This window comes from Nocardia pneumoniae NBRC 100136, assembly GCF_000308755.1.
GTDB classification, from domain to species: Bacteria; Actinomycetota; Actinomycetes; order Mycobacteriales; family Mycobacteriaceae; genus Nocardia; species Nocardia pneumoniae.
The window spans coordinates 121,156-136,549 of sequence record NZ_BAGF01000027.1; the positions used below are offsets into that span (position 1 = coordinate 121,156).

The following is a 15,394-nucleotide window of genomic DNA, read 5'->3' on the forward strand; positions in this document are numbered from 1 at the left end:
TTCCGGAGCGGCCCGTGGTCAGCCGATGACGGCGTTCATGATGGTGCCCGCGCTGGTGGCGACCACGCCGCCGATCATGGCTCCCGCCACCATCTTCGGCGACTCGAGTCCGCCGCCGGTCCACTTCTCCCACGCGAAGCGGCCACCGGCGTAGATGATGCCGCAGACGCCCGACAGGAGCACGAACCACGTCAGGTAGCGGACCAGTTGGAGGAACTTGTCGGAGATCGGCGGTGCCTCTGGAGTCGGGTTGCCGATCTGCGCCAGGGTGTCAAAAGCGGCGGCCAGGATCATCGTCGTTCGCTCATTCTGGATTCGGGACAGGGGCAGTGATTCGCTGTGAAGATCGTATCCGTTCGCTCGCCGTGATGCAGTCAGGTCCGTGCAGCACAGGGAAGTTCGCGTCTTCCCGCCTTGCCGGGTCGGCCATCGCTCTGGATGATGGGGTGGGTGCGGAGGGCTGGCCGTCGCGCGGCGCCGGATTCGTCGGCGGGTTCGCTACGACCATGTGGGGGGCGATCGGGTTCTGATCCCGCTGCCCGGTCCGCGGCGTTCGCCGGTGTTCCGCACAGTGCGCACACCAGGTGCCGCCCAGGGCCGTATCCTCATCCATGACCGAATTGATCGGTGTGCGAACGGCTTTCGCGCAGCGGCTCGGCGGCGGCGGGATTGTAATCGAACATAGGGAGTAGACGGTGAGCATCATTCTGGCGTCGGTCGGCGATTCGTTCACGACCTTGGCGCAGATCGGCAATCCGACCCCGGAGGCGCCACCCTTGGCGGACAAGATGTTACGGTTCGTCCGCTACTTCACGTGGTTCGCGCTGCTGTCCGGCATCGTCAGCATCATTTACGCGGGCGGTCGCTTCGCCTGGGAAAAGTGGAGTGGCAGCGGGCTGCAATCGCCGAAGATGATCGCGGGCGCGATGCTCGGTGGCGTGGTGGCCACCAGTGCGGGCACCATCATGAACACCATCCTGGAGATTTGACCGCAGGCCTTCGCGCGATCCGCGTGCAGGTGTGCTCGGTGTCGGCGCGCCGGTGGGAACGGATCGGCTACGGTCCATCGGTCGTGACGGCCGAGGGGTCGTGGCGGCCGAGCGGCGAGCGTGGTGGAACGTGATTCGAACGTCGTGCAGCGCCTGCGCGACGTTCCGGCAACCGGCTGGGCCGTCTAACGCGCATTAGATCCTTCGGTCGAATCTTCGGTGCAGCTCCGTGCCCGCTCGCATCGCCCGACCGAGCGCGTCGCCGCGGCTGCTGGTACGGCGGCCGACGCGCCGATCGTTCCGCCGTCCGCGCCCGAGCCGCCATCAGGGCGCTGACCTGCATTTTTCGTCGCCGAGGGCCGCTATACTCCGGGGCGGATCTCGCGGTGCCCGATAGGATCGGAGGCGGAGCAGGATCATGGACCACAGGACCGACGGCAAGCTCATGCTGTCTCGGCGCTCGGCACTCGGTTTCGCGGCGACATCGGTGGCCGCGCTCGGATTGGCGGCGTGCGGCGGATCCGAGGACGAGGATTCCGCCGTGCCCAGCGACGCCGTCGAGATTGCGAGGGATGCTTATATTTTCGGTTTCCCTCTCGTGCTGATGGATCTGACACGCGCGACGGCCGAGGCGACCGTCCCCGTCAACCGGTTCCGCCACACCACCTCGTTCGTCGCCCCCGAGCAGCGCGAGCTGGTACGACCGGACCTGGACACGCTGGACTCGTCCGCATGGCTCGATCTGACCCACGAGCCGATGGTGCTGCGGGTCCCCGCGATGGACGGTCGGCGTTACTGGCTGGCGCAACTGATGGACGCCTGGTCCAATATCGTGCACAACCCCAGCAGCATGCGCCCGCAGGCGAAGTCGGCGGCGCCGCCGTACACCTACGCGGTGACCGGCCCCGGATGGTCCGGAGCGCTGCCGGAGGGGATCGCCCCGCTGCCGATGCCGACGCCGACGGTGTGGCTGCTCAACCGGATTCAGGTCGAGGGCCCCGCTGACCTGCCCACGGTCCGCGCGATCCAGCAAGAGTTGAAGCTGGCTCCGCTGAGCGCGTGGAACGCGGGAGTGGACGTGCCGGCGCCGGTGGTGCCGCCGACGCGGCCGACGGCGCCCCCGGCCGCACAACTCGCGGAGCTGGCCCCCCGCGCCTTCTTCGACCGGATGTGCGCCCTGATGAAGGTCAGTCCGCCCACACGCGAGGACGCCCCCGCCATGCGGCGCTTCGCGCGCATCGGCATCGAGCCGGGCGGTTCGGTCAAAGGCATTCCCGACGCCGAGCTCGCCACGGCGGTAGCCACCGCACGGCAGCGTATCCCGGTGTATGTGGGGGAGACCACGATCGTCGAGAACGGCTGGATCTACGACCCCGGCACCGGCCGGTACGGTACCAACTACCTGTTGCGAGCCGACATCGCCTGGAACGGTCTCGGCGCCGCCTTGCCCGAGGACGCGATCTACCCGACTCTGTTCGCCACGGCGGATGCCAGCGGTGGTCCGTCCCGTTTCCGGCTGCACTTCCCGACGGGCCAGTTGCCTCCGGTCGACGCCTTCTGGTCGCTGACCGCCTACACCGCCGACCTCTCTCTGGTGCCCAACCCGGCCGAGATCTACGCGGTGGGCCACCATGCGCCGGTGGTGCTCAATTCCGATGGCTCCCTGGATCTCACCCTCCAGTGGGCCGATCCGGGGGCGAGCGTTCCGACCGGGAACTGGTTGCCGATTCCCGAATCAGGCCAATTCTCGGTGACGTTGCGCCTGTTCGCGCCGAAGATGGAGGCCGTGAAGGGGATTTGGCGGCCGCCGCCGCTCACCCCGCTACGGTGAACCAGTCGTCGTCGCGCCCAGGTCCAGCGCGGCATTTCGCGGATCGGGCGCAGTTCCCGCGTCGCTGGCCGGGTGCGATCCGGCCTCCTCGAACGCACAAGGAGCGTGGCACGAAGCGATCGCCGCGGCTCACCGGTGGCGACGGGCCGTGGCCAGCGCTGTGGATACAGCCGCCGCGCTGATCGTCCCGCCGCCGCTCCCGTTCCGTTATCAGGGCTCTGACCTGCGGTTTCCGCCGTCCTGGGTGGCTATACTCCGGTGCGGATCCCGCGGTCGGCGATAGGATCGGAGGCGGAGCAGGATCATGGACCACAGGACCGACGGCAAGGTCACGGTGTCGCGGCGCACGGCGCTCGGTATGGCGGCGACATCGGTGGCCGCGTTCGGATTGGCGGCGTGCGGCGGATCCGACGAGAAGACCGCCGTGCCCGGCGACGCCGCCACGATCGCGAGGGACGCCTACATATTCGGCTACCCGTTGGTGTTGATGGATCTCACCCGCGCGGCGGCGGAGACGGCCACACCCGCCAACCGATTCCAGCACGCCGCCGCGTTGCCCACCCCGGCCCAGCGAGACGTTGTGCGGCTGGACCGGGACACCCTGCGTTCGACCGCCTGGCTGGATCTGGAGGCCGAGCCGATGGTGCTGCAAGTTCCCGCGATGGGCGGTCGGCGGTTCTGGTTGGTGCAACTGCTCGACGCCTGGACGAACAACGTGCACAACCCGAGTAGCATTCGGTCCCAGGCGAAATCCGGGGCGGCGTACACCTACGTGGTGACCGGCCCGGGTTGGTCGGGCGTATTGCCCGGCGGCCTCACCCCCATGCCGATGCCGACGCCGACGGTATGGCTGATCGCCCGGATCCAGCTCGACGGAGACGACGACATGCCAGTCGTTCGCGCGCTGCAGCAGGAGCTGAAACTGGTTCCGCTGAGCGTGTGGACGAACGCCAGGGAGCCACGTACCGCGCCGCCCAGCGGGCTGTCGACGGCGCAGCCGCCCTCCGAGCAGATAGCGGAGATGAACGCGCGCGACTTCTTCGACCGGATGTGCGCGGTGATGTCGACAAATCCGCCCGCGCCGGAGGACGCGCCCGCCATGCGACACTTCGCGACCATCGGGATCCGGCCGGGTGGAAAGGTCCACGGACTCTCGGATACCGAACTCACCGCCGCGGTGGAGACCGCCCAGCAGCAGATCCCGGTGTATATCGGCGCGCGAATGGTCAACGAGAACGGCTGGCTCATCGACCCCGAGGTCGGCAGGTATGGCACCGACTACCTGCTGCGGGCCATCATCGCCCGGATAGGCGTCGGTGCCCCCCTGCGCGAGAACATCTTCTATCCGACGCTGTTCGCGTCGGCGGACGCCCGCGGCAGCATGGGTCGTTTCCGGCTGCATTTCGCACCTGGCCAGCTACCACCGGCCGATGCGTTCTGGTCGCTGACCGCCTACGACGCCGACAGCCAGCTGGTGCCCAACCCGGCGGGGATCTACTCGGTTGGCCACCAGGTTCCGGTAGTGCTCAATCCCGATGGCTCCCTGGATATCGCACTTCAGTACGTAGATCCTGGACCGAGCGTTCCGGCCGGAAACTGGTTGCCCATTCCGGATTCGGGCCAATTCTCGCTGACGTTTCGCCTGTTCTCGCCAAAAGCTGAGGCGATGCGCGGGCGTTGGCAACCGCCGCCGCTCACGCCGCTGCGGTTGAGCTAGTCGTCGCGCGCCCAGGTCCAGCGCGGCACCCAGGAGAAAATAAACGGGTTTTACTAAACGCCGTTCATGAACTTGGTCTCTGTGGTTGCATCTCCTTGGACCGTGTTCCGAAACGTCGTGCGGTCCGCGCCGAGACCGGTAGGAGTTAGCCGTGCCCGTGACCACGCCCTCGATCCCGACAGGATTCGACTTCACCGACCCCGACCTACTCGCCACTCGCCTGCCCATCGAGGAGTTCGCCGAGCTGCGCCGCACCGCCCCCGTGTGGTGGTGCGCCCAGCCCGACCGCGCCAGCGGCTTCGACGACGGCGGCTACTGGGTCGTCTCCAAGCTCGAGCACATCAAGGAGATCTCCAAGAACCCGGAGGTGTTCTCCTCCCAGCGCAACACCGCGATCATCCGGTTCAACGAGGAGACCACGCGCGAGCAGATCGACATGCTCGGCGACATGCTGCTGCTGAACCTGGATCCGCCCAAGCACACCAAGACCCGCCGGATCATCTCCAAGGGCTTCACCCCGCGCGCCGTGGAGAGCCTGCGCGCCGCGCTCACCGAACGCGCCGCCAGGATCGTGCACGAGGCCAAGAAGACCGGCGGCGGCGACTTCGTCGAACAGGTCGCCTGTGAGCTGCCATTGCAGGCCATCGCCGAGCTGATCGGCATCCCGCAGGAGGACCGGAAGAAGATCTTCGACTGGTCCAACCAGATGATCTCCTACGACGACCCGGAGTTCGAGGGCGACCACCACGCCGCGACCGCCGAGGTGATGGGCTACGCGTGGACCATGGCCGAGCAGCGGCGCGCCTGCCCGGCCGAGGACATCGTCACCCAGCTGGTCAACGCCGACATCGACGGCGAGCACCTCGGCTCGGACGAGTTCGCGTTCTTCGTCATCCTGCTGTCGGTGGCGGGCAACGAGACCACCCGGAACTCGATCACCCACGGGATGAAGGCGTTCGTGGATCACCCCGAGCAGTGGGAGATCTACAAGCAGCAGCGTCCGCGCACCGCGCCGGACGAGATCGTCCGGTGGGCTACCCCGGTCACGGCGTTCCAGCGCACCGCGACCACGGACACCGTGCTCGGCGGCCAAGAGATCAAGGCGGGCCAGCGGGTCGGATTGTTCTACAGCTCGGCCAATTTCGACGAGGACGCGTTCGAGAACCCGTTCGCTTTCGACGTGCTGCGCAACCCCAATCCGCACGTCGGCTTCGGCGGCACCGGCACGCACTACTGCGTCGGCGCCAACCTGGCCAGGCTGCAGATCGATCTGATGTTCAACGCCATCGCCGACGTGATGCCGAACCTGCGGCAGGTGTCCGAGCCGGTGCGCCTGCGCTCGGGCTGGCTGAACGGGATCAAGCGCTGGGAAGTCGAATACGCTTGAATCGAGTGGTGCAACAGTCCAAACCACGGGGCCGTGCGCCGGTGGTGACCGACGCCGAGATCCGGAGGGTCGCCAGCGCGCTGCTGGTCGAGCGCGGTCCCGACGCGGTCAGCCTGCGCGCCATCGCGCGTGCGCTCGGTGTCACCGCTCCCGCGCTGTACCGGTACTACAAGTCGCTGGAGGACCTGCTGGAGCGCCTGCGGCTGGACTTCTGCGCCGACCTGGCCGAGGAGCTGACCGCCGAGATCGCCACCCTGCCCGACGACGGCGCGGTGCAGTTCTTCGCCATCTGCCGCGGCTTCCGGCGCTGGGCGCTGGCGCACACCAGGGAGTTCACCTTGGTGTTCGCCTCGCCCGGCGCTGGGCGGGCCGGCCGCTTCGACGAGCCGTTCGGCCGGATCTTCCTCGCCGCGACGGGCCGGTTGCTGGCGAACTACGACATCGTCACGCCGCCCACCGACGTCATCCCGCCGGAACTGCGCGAGGATCTGGTGCACTTCCAGACCGAACTGCTGGCGGCGCTGTCGGAATCCGGTCAGAAGTTCCCCGCCGAGAAACTGGACCTCGGGGTGATGTACCTGATGATCCAGATCTGGGCGCGGCTCTACGGGCATGTCACGCTCGAGGTGTTCGGCAACTACCCGATCCCGCTGGAGAAGCCGGAGATCCTGTTCGACGCCATGCTCGCCGATCTCGGGCGGACGGCGGGTCTGCTCGTCGACTGAGCCCGCGCGGCTCGCTATATGCGGGCGCCCTTGGCGCGGTTGCAGGAGCGGCACAGGATCTGGAGGTTCGCGGCGCTGGTCGCGCCGCCGCGGCTGAGCGGGATGATGTGGTCGAATTCCAGGTAGTGCCCGTCGCCGCATTCCACGCACTTGCCGCCGTCGCGCTGCCACACCTGCGCTTTCACCTCCTGCGGGATGCTGCGGGAGTCGCGCTGACCCGGGGTGAGCACGAGTCGCTTGGCGACGCGCAGGGCGCCTTCCAGCGCGGCCGCGACGTAATCCGGATCGGCGACGGCGAACGTCGCGCCACCGCGCGCCGAGGTGGCGGCGAGTACCACGCAGCCTTGTTCCGCGTGCACGGAAACCACGCGGGACCACGGTATTTCGGTGCCCGCGCCGGTGCCGACGAAGCGCAGCTTCTTGTTGCTGCTGATCAGTCGGCCCTCGGTGAGCTTCGGGCCGCGGGCCAGTTGGCGCACATGGGTCGCGGGCAGATCCAGGTGCACCGTCTCCTCGGGGTCCAGGTGCAGGCCCGGCGTGCGAACCACCGGCAGGTCGCCCGAGCGCAGCCGGTAGAGCGTGTGGCCGCGGTGCATGCGGCGGCGCAGGTCCTCGATCAGCGGTCCGCCGAGCCCGAGTTCGGTCACCGCCTGCTCGAACAGTTCCAGTTCCGCCGCCCTGACCTCGCCGTCGGCGAAGGCGAAGGTGACCAGGCGCTCCACGTAAGTGTGCGCGAGGTCGCGCAGCGCGACGCGACCCGCGTCGGCATCGATGCGCTGATAGCGCAACGACGCCCACAGCGCCGCCCATTCGGGACCGCGCGGACCGTGCGTGGTGAGCACCCGCCAGGCGCGAGCGTGCCAGTGGGTGAGGTACTCCTCGATCTCCGGCTCGCACCGCCCGCACGGCGCGAGACCGCCGAACAGCTTGCGGCGCAGGGCAGTTCCGCAGCGCTGGCAGTGCCGTCCGCCGGGTGGCGGACGCAGGTAGGCGTCGGCGGTCCACTCCGTACCGTCCCACCAGCGCATGCGCTGCGGGTTGTCCGGATCCGGATGCCAGTCGGCGCGTTCGGGATCGGGAGGAGGCGGGGGAGCGACCGGTGTGCGTTCGGTGGGGTGCCGGGTCAGATCGACCGGACGGTGGGTGGGCGTCCGGGGCATGACCGCGGTCTCGGCGCGGTCGCGCAGGTCGGTGCGCGGCCATGCGGATTCGCCAGTGCCGGGCTGCGTCGACCGCCCGTGTTCGCCCTGTCCCGGGATGACCTCGGCAGTGCTGTGGTCCTCGGTGATCCGAAGCACCGGAGCGTCTTCCGAGACGCCGCTCGACCCATCCGGCCGCTCGAGCGGCGCCGTGCCGGACTCCTGGGTCCCGCGCGACGATCCGTGCGGATGATGCCTGGCCGGAGCAAGATCGGGCCGTCCGGCTGTCGATGGCGTCCCGGGGAGGTGGCGTGTCGAAACCCGTTCCTGTGCAGGTGAAGTACGGGCGGGCCGATGCACGCGGAACGGATTGGTCGGGTGTGTGGTGCGGGCGGGCTCGGACGGATCGTCGACCTGGACACCGAATTCGGCGACCAAGCCCGCCAGTCCGCTGGACCAGCCCTGCCCGATGGCGCGGAACCGCCACTGCCCCTCGCGGCGGTAGAACTCGCCGAACATCAGGGCGGGCACCGCGTCGACGTCATCGATGTCGAACGTCACGACCGCGCCGTCGACGGCGTGCACGGCGACGCTCAACCCGTGGATGTCGCCGAAAGTTCCCTCGTCCACCGAGCCGGAGACGACGATGCGATCGACGTCGGCCTCGGTACGCGGCAGCGAGACGCTCAGCCGCGCGGTCCGCGGGGCGGGTTCCTGGTCGAGCGTGACGGCCTGGGAGATATGCCGGGGCGCGTTGTAGAACACCAGGTCCCGGTCCGAGCGCACCGCGCCGGAGGCGTCCAGCAGCAAGGCGTGCGCGTCCACGGCATGCTCCGACCGCCATGAAACAACCACGGCTAGAAGGGATGTCGGTACCGCTGCGTTCGCGCCCTTGCTGAGTTTCATGGTGCTCGAACTATGCCACGACCCTCCGACACGCCGAACGCGCGAGGGGATCTCGCTCGGCGGGGCGCATCGTGCGTGCTGCACCGCCCCATGCCGAGCGGGTGCATGTCTTGCCGCGAAGGGCAGGCGGCTGATGGTCAGGCCCGGGCGGGCCGCGCGCCTCCGGCGGCTTTCGGGACGCGATCTGTGCGCACCGGCCGGACGTCGTGGGACCCCGGATCTGACACAAACCGGCTGGTTCGAACAATCCCGCGCGAGCCCCGTCCGGTACGGCACAGTGTTCTCATGACGAACCCGAAAACCCCGGGTCGTAAGCCGTCGACCCCGAAGTTGCCCGGCGGGCGCGTGCCCGGCCCCGCCGACGTCCTGAGCGCCGCGCAGGCCGCGGTCGAAGCGGCCCAGACGGCGGCGGGGCAGGCGCTGGAAGCCGCGCAGCTGACCGCGTCATCGGCGTTCGACGCGGCGGTGCGGCTGCCGCCCGCCTCGGCCCAGCTGGTCGCGCAACTGCCCGACCTGATCGAGCGACTCTCGATCGCGATCGAGCGACTGAACTCCACGATCGATCGTCTCGACCGCACGCTGGCGCTGGCCGACCCGGCTTTCGCGGCTTACGACCGCTTGCTGCCGAGGCTGGAGGCGATGATCTCACTCGGCGAGGATGTGTTCGGGAAGCTGGCGAAGTTGCCTGGCGTCGCGCTGCTGGGCAAGCTGACCGGCCTCAGCGCACCGGAGCAACCGGCGGCCGAGCCGCCGCAGCGGAGGTCGAGCAAGCGGCGCAAATAGGAATTCTCAGCGGTGCGCGTGATCGGCGGCGGCACGCAACGTGGCGGCCGCCTTGAGCAGCACTTCGCGGTATTCGTCCGCCGGGTCCGAGTCGAGCACGATCGCGCCGCCCGCCCCGATCCGCCAGCGGCCGTCGTAGCGCACGGCGGTGCGGATCACGATGTTGAGGTCCGCGGTGCCGCCGAGCCCGAGGAAGCCGATGGTGCCCGAATAGACTCCGCGCGCTTCGGTTTCCAACTCGTCGATGATCTCGCAGGTGCGCAGCTTCGGCGCACCGGTCATCGACCCGCCGGGAAAACAGGCACGCAGGCAGTCGACCACGCCGACCTCCGGCCGCAGCCTGCCGCGCACGGTCGACACCAGCTGATGCACCGTCGCGTACTGTTCGGTGGCCATCAGCTTCGGCACGTACACGCTGCCGATCTCGCAGACCCGGCCGAGATCGTTGCGCAGCAGGTCGACGATCATCAGGTTCTCCGCCCGGTTCTTCGGGCTATCGGCCAGCTCGCGCCGCAGACGTTCGTCCTGTTCGGGGCTGGCGCCGCGCGGCGCGGTGCCTTTGATCGGCTTGCTCTCCACGACGCGGTGCCGATTGATCTTCAGGAACCGCTCCGGTGACGAGCAGGCGATGTCCAGGTCGTCGAAGCGCAGGTAGGCGGCATAGGGCGCCGGGTTGCAGCGGCGCAGCGTGCGATAGAAATCGAGCCCGTCGGCCGCGGCGGCGGGGATCGTCGCACTGTCGGTGAGGCAGATCTCGTAGGACTCGCCCGCGTGCAGGCGCTCCTGGCAGACCGCGATATCGGCGAGATAGCGCTTCCGGCCGCGGGTGAGCAGCGGGGCCACCGCGTCGCCGTCCGGCGGCAGTTCGAGCGTCGGCGGGTTCGACCAGGTCGGCAGGGTTTCCAAGGTCTCGCGGGTGTCGCGCAGCCAGTCCGCGCCGGACCGGGCCGTCTCGGGTGTGTCGCTGAGTGCGAGCAGATGCGTCCGCCCGCCCACGTGGTCGACCACCACCAGTCGGTCAGCGAAGATCCACTGCGCGTCCGGGGTCGGCGCGCGATGGACGGCGGTCCCGCCGCAGTCGGCTTTGACCTCGTAGCCGAGGTAGCCGACGTATCCTCCGGCGAAATCGAACGGCAGATCGGGCAGTTCCAGCTGACGGGTCCGCAGTTCGGCGGCCAGGAAGTCGAGAATGCCGCCGCGGACGGTGCGCCGGTGCCCGTCGGACGACTCCACGGTCACCGCACCGTCGCCGACCCGGTAACGCAGCACTTCCGCCAGCGGACCGCTCGCGTCGCCCAGGAAGGAGAACCGGTCCACTCCTGGTTCCACGTGCTCGCTGTCCAGCCAGAACGCCGTAGGCGAGTTGCCGTACAGCCGCACGAACGCGCTCTCGGTGTCGATGGCCCGCTCGATCACGTCCTGGTGGAGCCGGAAGGCCCGCCGCGGTGGAGGTTCCGTGGGCGCGGAGATTGTTTCGCGCGAACGCTCGAATCCGACCGCGGCGGCCGGGAACTGCTCGGGTGCCAGCGGAACGGGCGTCTCGGAGGAGGCCGGTCGGGCGGGAGGCGGGGGGGCAACCGGCACGACCTCTCGCTGCACCTCGACCGATCCGCGCGAACCCGGGAAGCTCGGTCGAATCCGATGCGCCGCAGTGAGCTTCGCGAAGTTGCGCAGCAGTGCCGCGCCGAATTCGCTGGCAATCGATTCCGGATGGAACTGCACCCCCCACTGCGGGCGCGTGCGGTGCCGCACGCCCATGACGACGCCGTCAGCGGCCAGCGCAGTGACCTCCAGATCGTTCGGCAGCGGCCGCAGTGCGGACAGCGAGTGATAGCGCACGGCGGTGAAACCCTGCGGTATTCCGTCGAACAGATCCCGGCCGTCGTGCTCGATCCGATCGAGGTAGCCATGTCTGGCGGCGGGCGCCTCGGCCACCACGCCCCCCGCCGCGACCACGATGCCCTGATGGCCCAGACACACCCCGAGCAAGGGAAGGTCGGTCTCGGAGATCACCGCCGCGGAGATTCCCACGTCCCGCGGCACGTCCGGCCGTCCCGGCCCGGGCGAGACGACCACGTTGTCGAAGCGTTCCAGACCGAGTTCGGCGACCGTGCGCGCCTCGTCGTTGCGCACGACCGTCGGCTCGACGCCGTTCACCTCGCTGATCAGCTGATACAGGTTGTAGGTGAACGAGTCGTAATTGTCGATCAACAGCGTGTGCATGGTGCTCGAAACCCTACGCCGCACCGGTCGGAGCAAACTGTTGTCATCTGCCGTCAGTTCGTCGGGACCGGTGGTGCACAATGTGGGGCATGTCTGTTGCGCAACCGGTTGACGTGGACCCAGCGGTCGTCGACTTCACTGTCGTCGGCGAGTGGATGGATGAGCAGGGTCTGCCCGCCGGTGAATTCGAGGACGTGACCGCGCTGGGCGGCGGCACGCAGAACATCATGCTCCGCTTCACCCGCGGCGGCCGGACGTACGTGCTGCGCCGTGGGCCGAAGCACCTGCGGGCCAAGAGCAACGATGTGATCCGGCGCGAGGCCCGTCTGCTCGGCGCACTCGGCGGCACCGACGTGCGCGCGCCGAGGGTGATCGCGGCCTGCCCCGACGAATCGGTGCTGGGCGCGGTCTTCTACCTGATGGAGCCGATCGACGGTTTCAACCCCCAGAACGAACTGCCCGAGCCGCACGCGAGCGATCCGGAGATGCGCAGGCAGATGGGTCTGTCCGCGGTCGAGGCCATCGCGCGGCTCGGCGCGCTGGACTACCAGGCGCTCGGCTTGGCCGATTACGGCAAGCCGGAGGGCTTCCTGGAGCGTCAGGTGCCGCGCTGGCTCGGGGAACTGGAGTCCTACTCGGCCAACGAGGGCTATCCCGGTCCGGAGATTCCCGGCGTGGAATCGGTGGGCGACTGGCTGGATCGTCATCGTCCCGCCCAGTGGACCCCCGGGATCCTGCACGGCGACTGTCATCTGGCGAACATGATGTTCTCCTTCGACGGCCCGCAGGTGGCGGCGATGGTGGACTGGGAGATGTCCACCATCGGTGACCCGCTGCTGGACCTCGGCTGGCAGATCGCGACCCGGCCGGAGCCGGGTACCACCGGCGCGGCGCTGGTCGGCAAACTCGGCGCGGTCGGCGGGCTGCCGACCCCGGAGGAAATGATCGCCCACTACGGGCGGTTCTCCGATCGGGATCTGAGCGCCATGTCGTGGTACACGGTACTGGCCTGCTTCAAGCTCGGCATCGTCCTGGAGGGCACGCACGCCCGCGCCTTCGCGGGCAAGGCGCCCGAGCAGGTCGGCGATTTCCTGCACGCCATCACCCTGGAACTGTTCGAGCGGGCGCACCGGCTCATGGAGTGACTGTCGGGATGTCGCCGATAGTTGACCGAAAATCGGTGGGGGTTTCGTTCGGCCGCGCTTAGGTTTGCCGCATGCCGATCGTTCCCGATGTCAAGGACTGGACCTGGGTGCTCGAACGCACCTGTCCGGAATGCGGTTTCGACGCCGCCGCGACCAGTTACGAGGCCGTGCCCGCGCTGACCCGCGAGACGGCCGCCCGATTCGCGGCGGTGCTCGACCGCGACGACGTCCGCGCCCGGCCGGACGAATCCACCTGGTCGCCCCTGGAATACGGCGCCCACGTGCGCGACGTGTGCCGTCTCTTCGATACCAGGCTCGGCCTGATGCTGGCCGGTGACCCCGATGGCGAGATCCCGCGATTCGCCAACTGGGACCAGGACGCCACCGCGATCGGCGACCGCTACAGCGAGCAGGACCCGGCCCGGGTCGCGGTGGAACTGGACGAGGCCGCGGAGTGTGTGGCGCGCTCCTTCGAATCGGTGCCGCAGGCCCGGCGGGGACTGCGCGGCGCGCGCAGCGACGGGGCGGTGTTCACGGTGGAGTCCTTCGCGCGGTACTTCGCGCACGATCTGGTGCACCACGTGCACGACGTCCGCGGCTGACGGCGGACTGTAACGCGTTCGGGGCCGTAGTCACGCTGTATGCCCGAATTTCCGACTCAGTACTAGAACGCGTTACATTTTTCTCGTACTGTGGGTGCAGTCACATATAAGCACGTGCATGCGAGAGGGTCGACAGGAATGAAGACGAAGGGCGCGATCCTGTGGGGGATCGACCAGCCGTGGTCGGTGGAGGAGATCGAGATCGGCGACCCGGTCGCCGGTGAGGTGCAGATCCGCATGGAGACCGCGGGCATGTGCCACTCCGACCACCACATCGTGACCGGCGCGACCCCGATGCCGTCCTTCCCCGTGATGGGCGGGCACGAGGGCGCGGGCGTGATCACCAAGCTCGGTCCGAACTGTCCGGCCGACCTGCAGGTGGGCGACCACGTGATCCTGTCGTTCATCCCCGCCTGCGGCCGCTGTCCGGCCTGCGTCGCCGGGCACATGGCGCTCTGTGACCTCGGCGCGGGCCTGCTACTCGGCCAGGCGATCAGCGACGGCACCTACCGCATCCAAGCCCGGGGCGAGAACGTCATCCCGATGTGCCTGCTCGGCACGTTCGCGCCGTACATGACGGTGCACCACACCTCGGTGGTGAAGATCGATCCGAGCATTCCGTTCGAGGTGGCCTGCCTGGTCGGCTGCGGCGTGCCGACCGGCTTCGGCTCCTCCACCCACGTCGCCCAGGTGTCCCCCGGCGAGACCGTGGTGATCGCGGGCATCGGCGGGGTCGGCATGAGCGCGCTGCAGGGCGCGGTGCTGTCGGGAGCCTCGAAAGTCGTCGCCATCGACCCGAATCCGTGGAAGCGCGAACAGGCGCAGAAGTTCGGCGCCACGCACACCTACGAGAGCATGGCCGCCGCGATCATGCCGCTGATGGAGGCCACCGAGGGCCGGATGGCGGAGAAGGTCATCCTGACCATGGGCGAGATGCACGGCGAGTACATCGAGGAGGGCCTGATCCTCACCGCGAAGGCGGGCACCCTGGTGGTCACCTCGATGGGCCGGATGGACGAGAACGACGTCAAGCTGAACAGCTTCCTGCTGTCCATGCTGCAGAAGACGGTGAAGGGCTGCATCTTCGGCGGCGGCAACGCCCGCCAGGACGCGCCGCGCCTGCTCGCGCTGTACAAATCCGGCCAGCTCAACCTGGACGACATGGTGACGCGCAGCTACTCCCTGGAGGAGATCAACCAGGGCTACCAGGACATGCTCGACGGCAAGAACATCCGCGGCATCATCAAGTACACCGAGGCCGACTGGTAACCGCGGAGTGCCGCTCGGCGGATGATGGCCGGGCGTCCCAGCCCTCCGAGAGGTGCCCGGGACGCTCCGGTCAGAAGTGAACGAGAATCCGGCCCTCGTTTCCAGGATCTGCCTCGACGCGCCGGTAGAGCTTCTTCAAGCTCGGCTGGGCGAGCTTCGCGAGAACACGGCGCTTCAGGGTTCCGGAGCCTTTGCCTGGAATTATCTCCAACAAGCCGACCTTCTGTGCAACCGCACGGAAGATCGCGTTACGCAAGGCATTGTCGATGTCGCGATCACTCCGGAAAACCGGGTGAAGATCAACTGTCAGTGTCTCGGCCACATTCAACTCCTGAAATCCCTAGTGAGACATATAAGCTGGTCGCTACCTCCCGCCGGTCATAGTGCCATCTGTGCCACGTCGCCGGGAACGATGGGCTTTCAGCCATGGCGACTCGATCGAACTGAGGCGGCTCGTAGGCCCGCAGGGTGCGACCACTCGAGCAGATTCGGGAATGGCCGGTTCGGCACGCGGCGGCGGTGGTCACCGCGGACGGCGCGACCGTGACGAGGGTGACGTCGACCGGGTGTTCCCGCTCGCGTCGGTGACCAAGCCGTTGGTCGCCTACGCCGTTCTGGTCGCGGTGGAAGAGGGCGCAGTCGAACTGGACCAGCCTGCCGCGCGATTTGGCCGGAACC

Annotated in this window: 13 protein-coding genes and 1 pseudogene; 10 read left to right on the forward strand and 4 right to left on the reverse strand. The window is 68.4% G+C overall.

The features are described 5' to 3' along the window. Positions 1 to 18: 18 nt before the first annotated feature. Positions 19 to 294 carry a hypothetical protein gene (locus ON34_RS07925; RefSeq protein WP_040776123.1) on the reverse strand — a complete coding sequence of 92 codons (276 nt, stop codon included), beginning with the start codon at positions 292 to 294 and terminating at the stop codon, positions 19 to 21. A gap of 401 nt (positions 295 to 695) precedes the next feature. Here ON34_RS07925 and ON34_RS07930 point away from each other — a divergent pair, with 401 nt between their 5' ends. The 5 genes from ON34_RS07930 to ON34_RS07950 all read left to right on the forward strand — a co-directional run bounded on the left by ON34_RS07930 (position 696) and on the right by ON34_RS07950 (position 6,649). Next, entirely contained in the window at positions 696 to 989 is a 294-nt protein-coding gene (locus ON34_RS07930; protein WP_040776126.1) for a hypothetical protein, read from the forward strand. Positions 990 to 1,407: 418 nt separating this feature from the next. Then, positions 1,408 to 2,820 (forward strand): DUF1254 domain-containing protein, encoded by a 1,413-nt coding sequence (locus tag ON34_RS07935; protein ID WP_040776129.1) that lies wholly within the window; start codon positions 1,408 to 1,410, stop codon positions 2,818 to 2,820. 304 nt (positions 2,821 to 3,124) lie between these two features. Next, positions 3,125 to 4,537, forward strand: coding sequence for a DUF1254 domain-containing protein (locus ON34_RS07940; RefSeq protein ID WP_040776131.1), 1,413 nt, complete (start codon positions 3,125 to 3,127; stop codon positions 4,535 to 4,537). Positions 4,538 to 4,694: 157 nt separating this feature from the next. Continuing rightward, positions 4,695 to 5,924, forward strand: coding sequence for a cytochrome P450 (locus tag ON34_RS07945; protein ID WP_040776134.1), 1,230 nt, complete (start codon positions 4,695 to 4,697; stop codon positions 5,922 to 5,924). Positions 5,925 to 5,932: 8 nt separating this feature from the next. Then, complete coding sequence (locus ON34_RS07950) at positions 5,933 to 6,649, forward strand: TetR/AcrR family transcriptional regulator (RefSeq protein WP_040776578.1); 717 nt, start codon at positions 5,933 to 5,935, stop codon at positions 6,647 to 6,649. A gap of 14 nt (positions 6,650 to 6,663) precedes the next feature. Here the strand turns inward: ON34_RS07950 and ON34_RS07955 are convergent, their stop codons facing one another. Then, on the reverse strand, positions 6,664 to 8,694 hold the full coding sequence (locus tag ON34_RS07955) for a TerD family protein (RefSeq protein ID WP_040776135.1): 2,031 nt from the start codon (positions 8,692 to 8,694) through the stop codon (positions 6,664 to 6,666). Positions 8,695 to 8,979: 285 nt separating this feature from the next. On the opposite strand from ON34_RS07955, the gene ON34_RS07960 reads away from it, so the two are divergent. Continuing rightward, entirely contained in the window at positions 8,980 to 9,477 is a 498-nt protein-coding gene (locus ON34_RS07960) for a hypothetical protein (protein WP_051022259.1), read from the forward strand. Positions 9,478 to 9,483: 6 nt separating this feature from the next. On the opposite strand, the gene pabB is transcribed toward ON34_RS07960, so the two are convergent. Continuing rightward, the gene (pabB, locus tag ON34_RS07965) at positions 9,484 to 11,700 is read right to left on the reverse strand and encodes an aminodeoxychorismate synthase component I (protein WP_040776140.1); all 2,217 of its coding nucleotides are present in this window, start codon (positions 11,698 to 11,700) and stop codon (positions 9,484 to 9,486) included. 89 nt (positions 11,701 to 11,789) lie between these two features. Here pabB and ON34_RS07970 point away from each other — a divergent pair, with 89 nt between their 5' ends. The 3 genes from ON34_RS07970 to ON34_RS07980 all read left to right on the forward strand — a co-directional run bounded on the left by ON34_RS07970 (position 11,790) and on the right by ON34_RS07980 (position 14,716). After that, positions 11,790 to 12,845: a phosphotransferase family protein gene (locus ON34_RS07970; RefSeq protein WP_040776143.1), complete on the forward strand. Its 1,056-nt coding sequence runs from the start codon at positions 11,790 to 11,792 to the stop codon at positions 12,843 to 12,845. 71 nt (positions 12,846 to 12,916) lie between these two features. Beyond that, positions 12,917 to 13,447, forward strand: a complete 531-nt coding sequence (locus tag ON34_RS07975; protein ID WP_040776145.1) for a DinB family protein — start codon at positions 12,917 to 12,919, stop codon at positions 13,445 to 13,447. A gap of 138 nt (positions 13,448 to 13,585) precedes the next feature. Then, on the forward strand, positions 13,586 to 14,716 hold the full coding sequence (locus ON34_RS07980; protein ID WP_040776148.1) for an NDMA-dependent alcohol dehydrogenase: 1,131 nt from the start codon (positions 13,586 to 13,588) through the stop codon (positions 14,714 to 14,716). A 70-nt stretch (positions 14,717 to 14,786) separates the two neighbouring features. On the opposite strand, the gene ON34_RS07985 is transcribed toward ON34_RS07980, so the two are convergent. Beyond that, entirely contained in the window at positions 14,787 to 15,038 is a 252-nt protein-coding gene (locus ON34_RS07985; protein ID WP_040776151.1) for a Smr/MutS family protein, read from the reverse strand. 146 nt (positions 15,039 to 15,184) lie between these two features. Between ON34_RS07985 and ON34_RS34420 the strand changes: the two are divergent. Continuing rightward, positions 15,185 to 15,387: pseudogene (locus ON34_RS34420) on the forward strand (serine hydrolase); the annotation flags it as partial. Positions 15,388 to 15,394 lie beyond the last annotated feature (7 nt).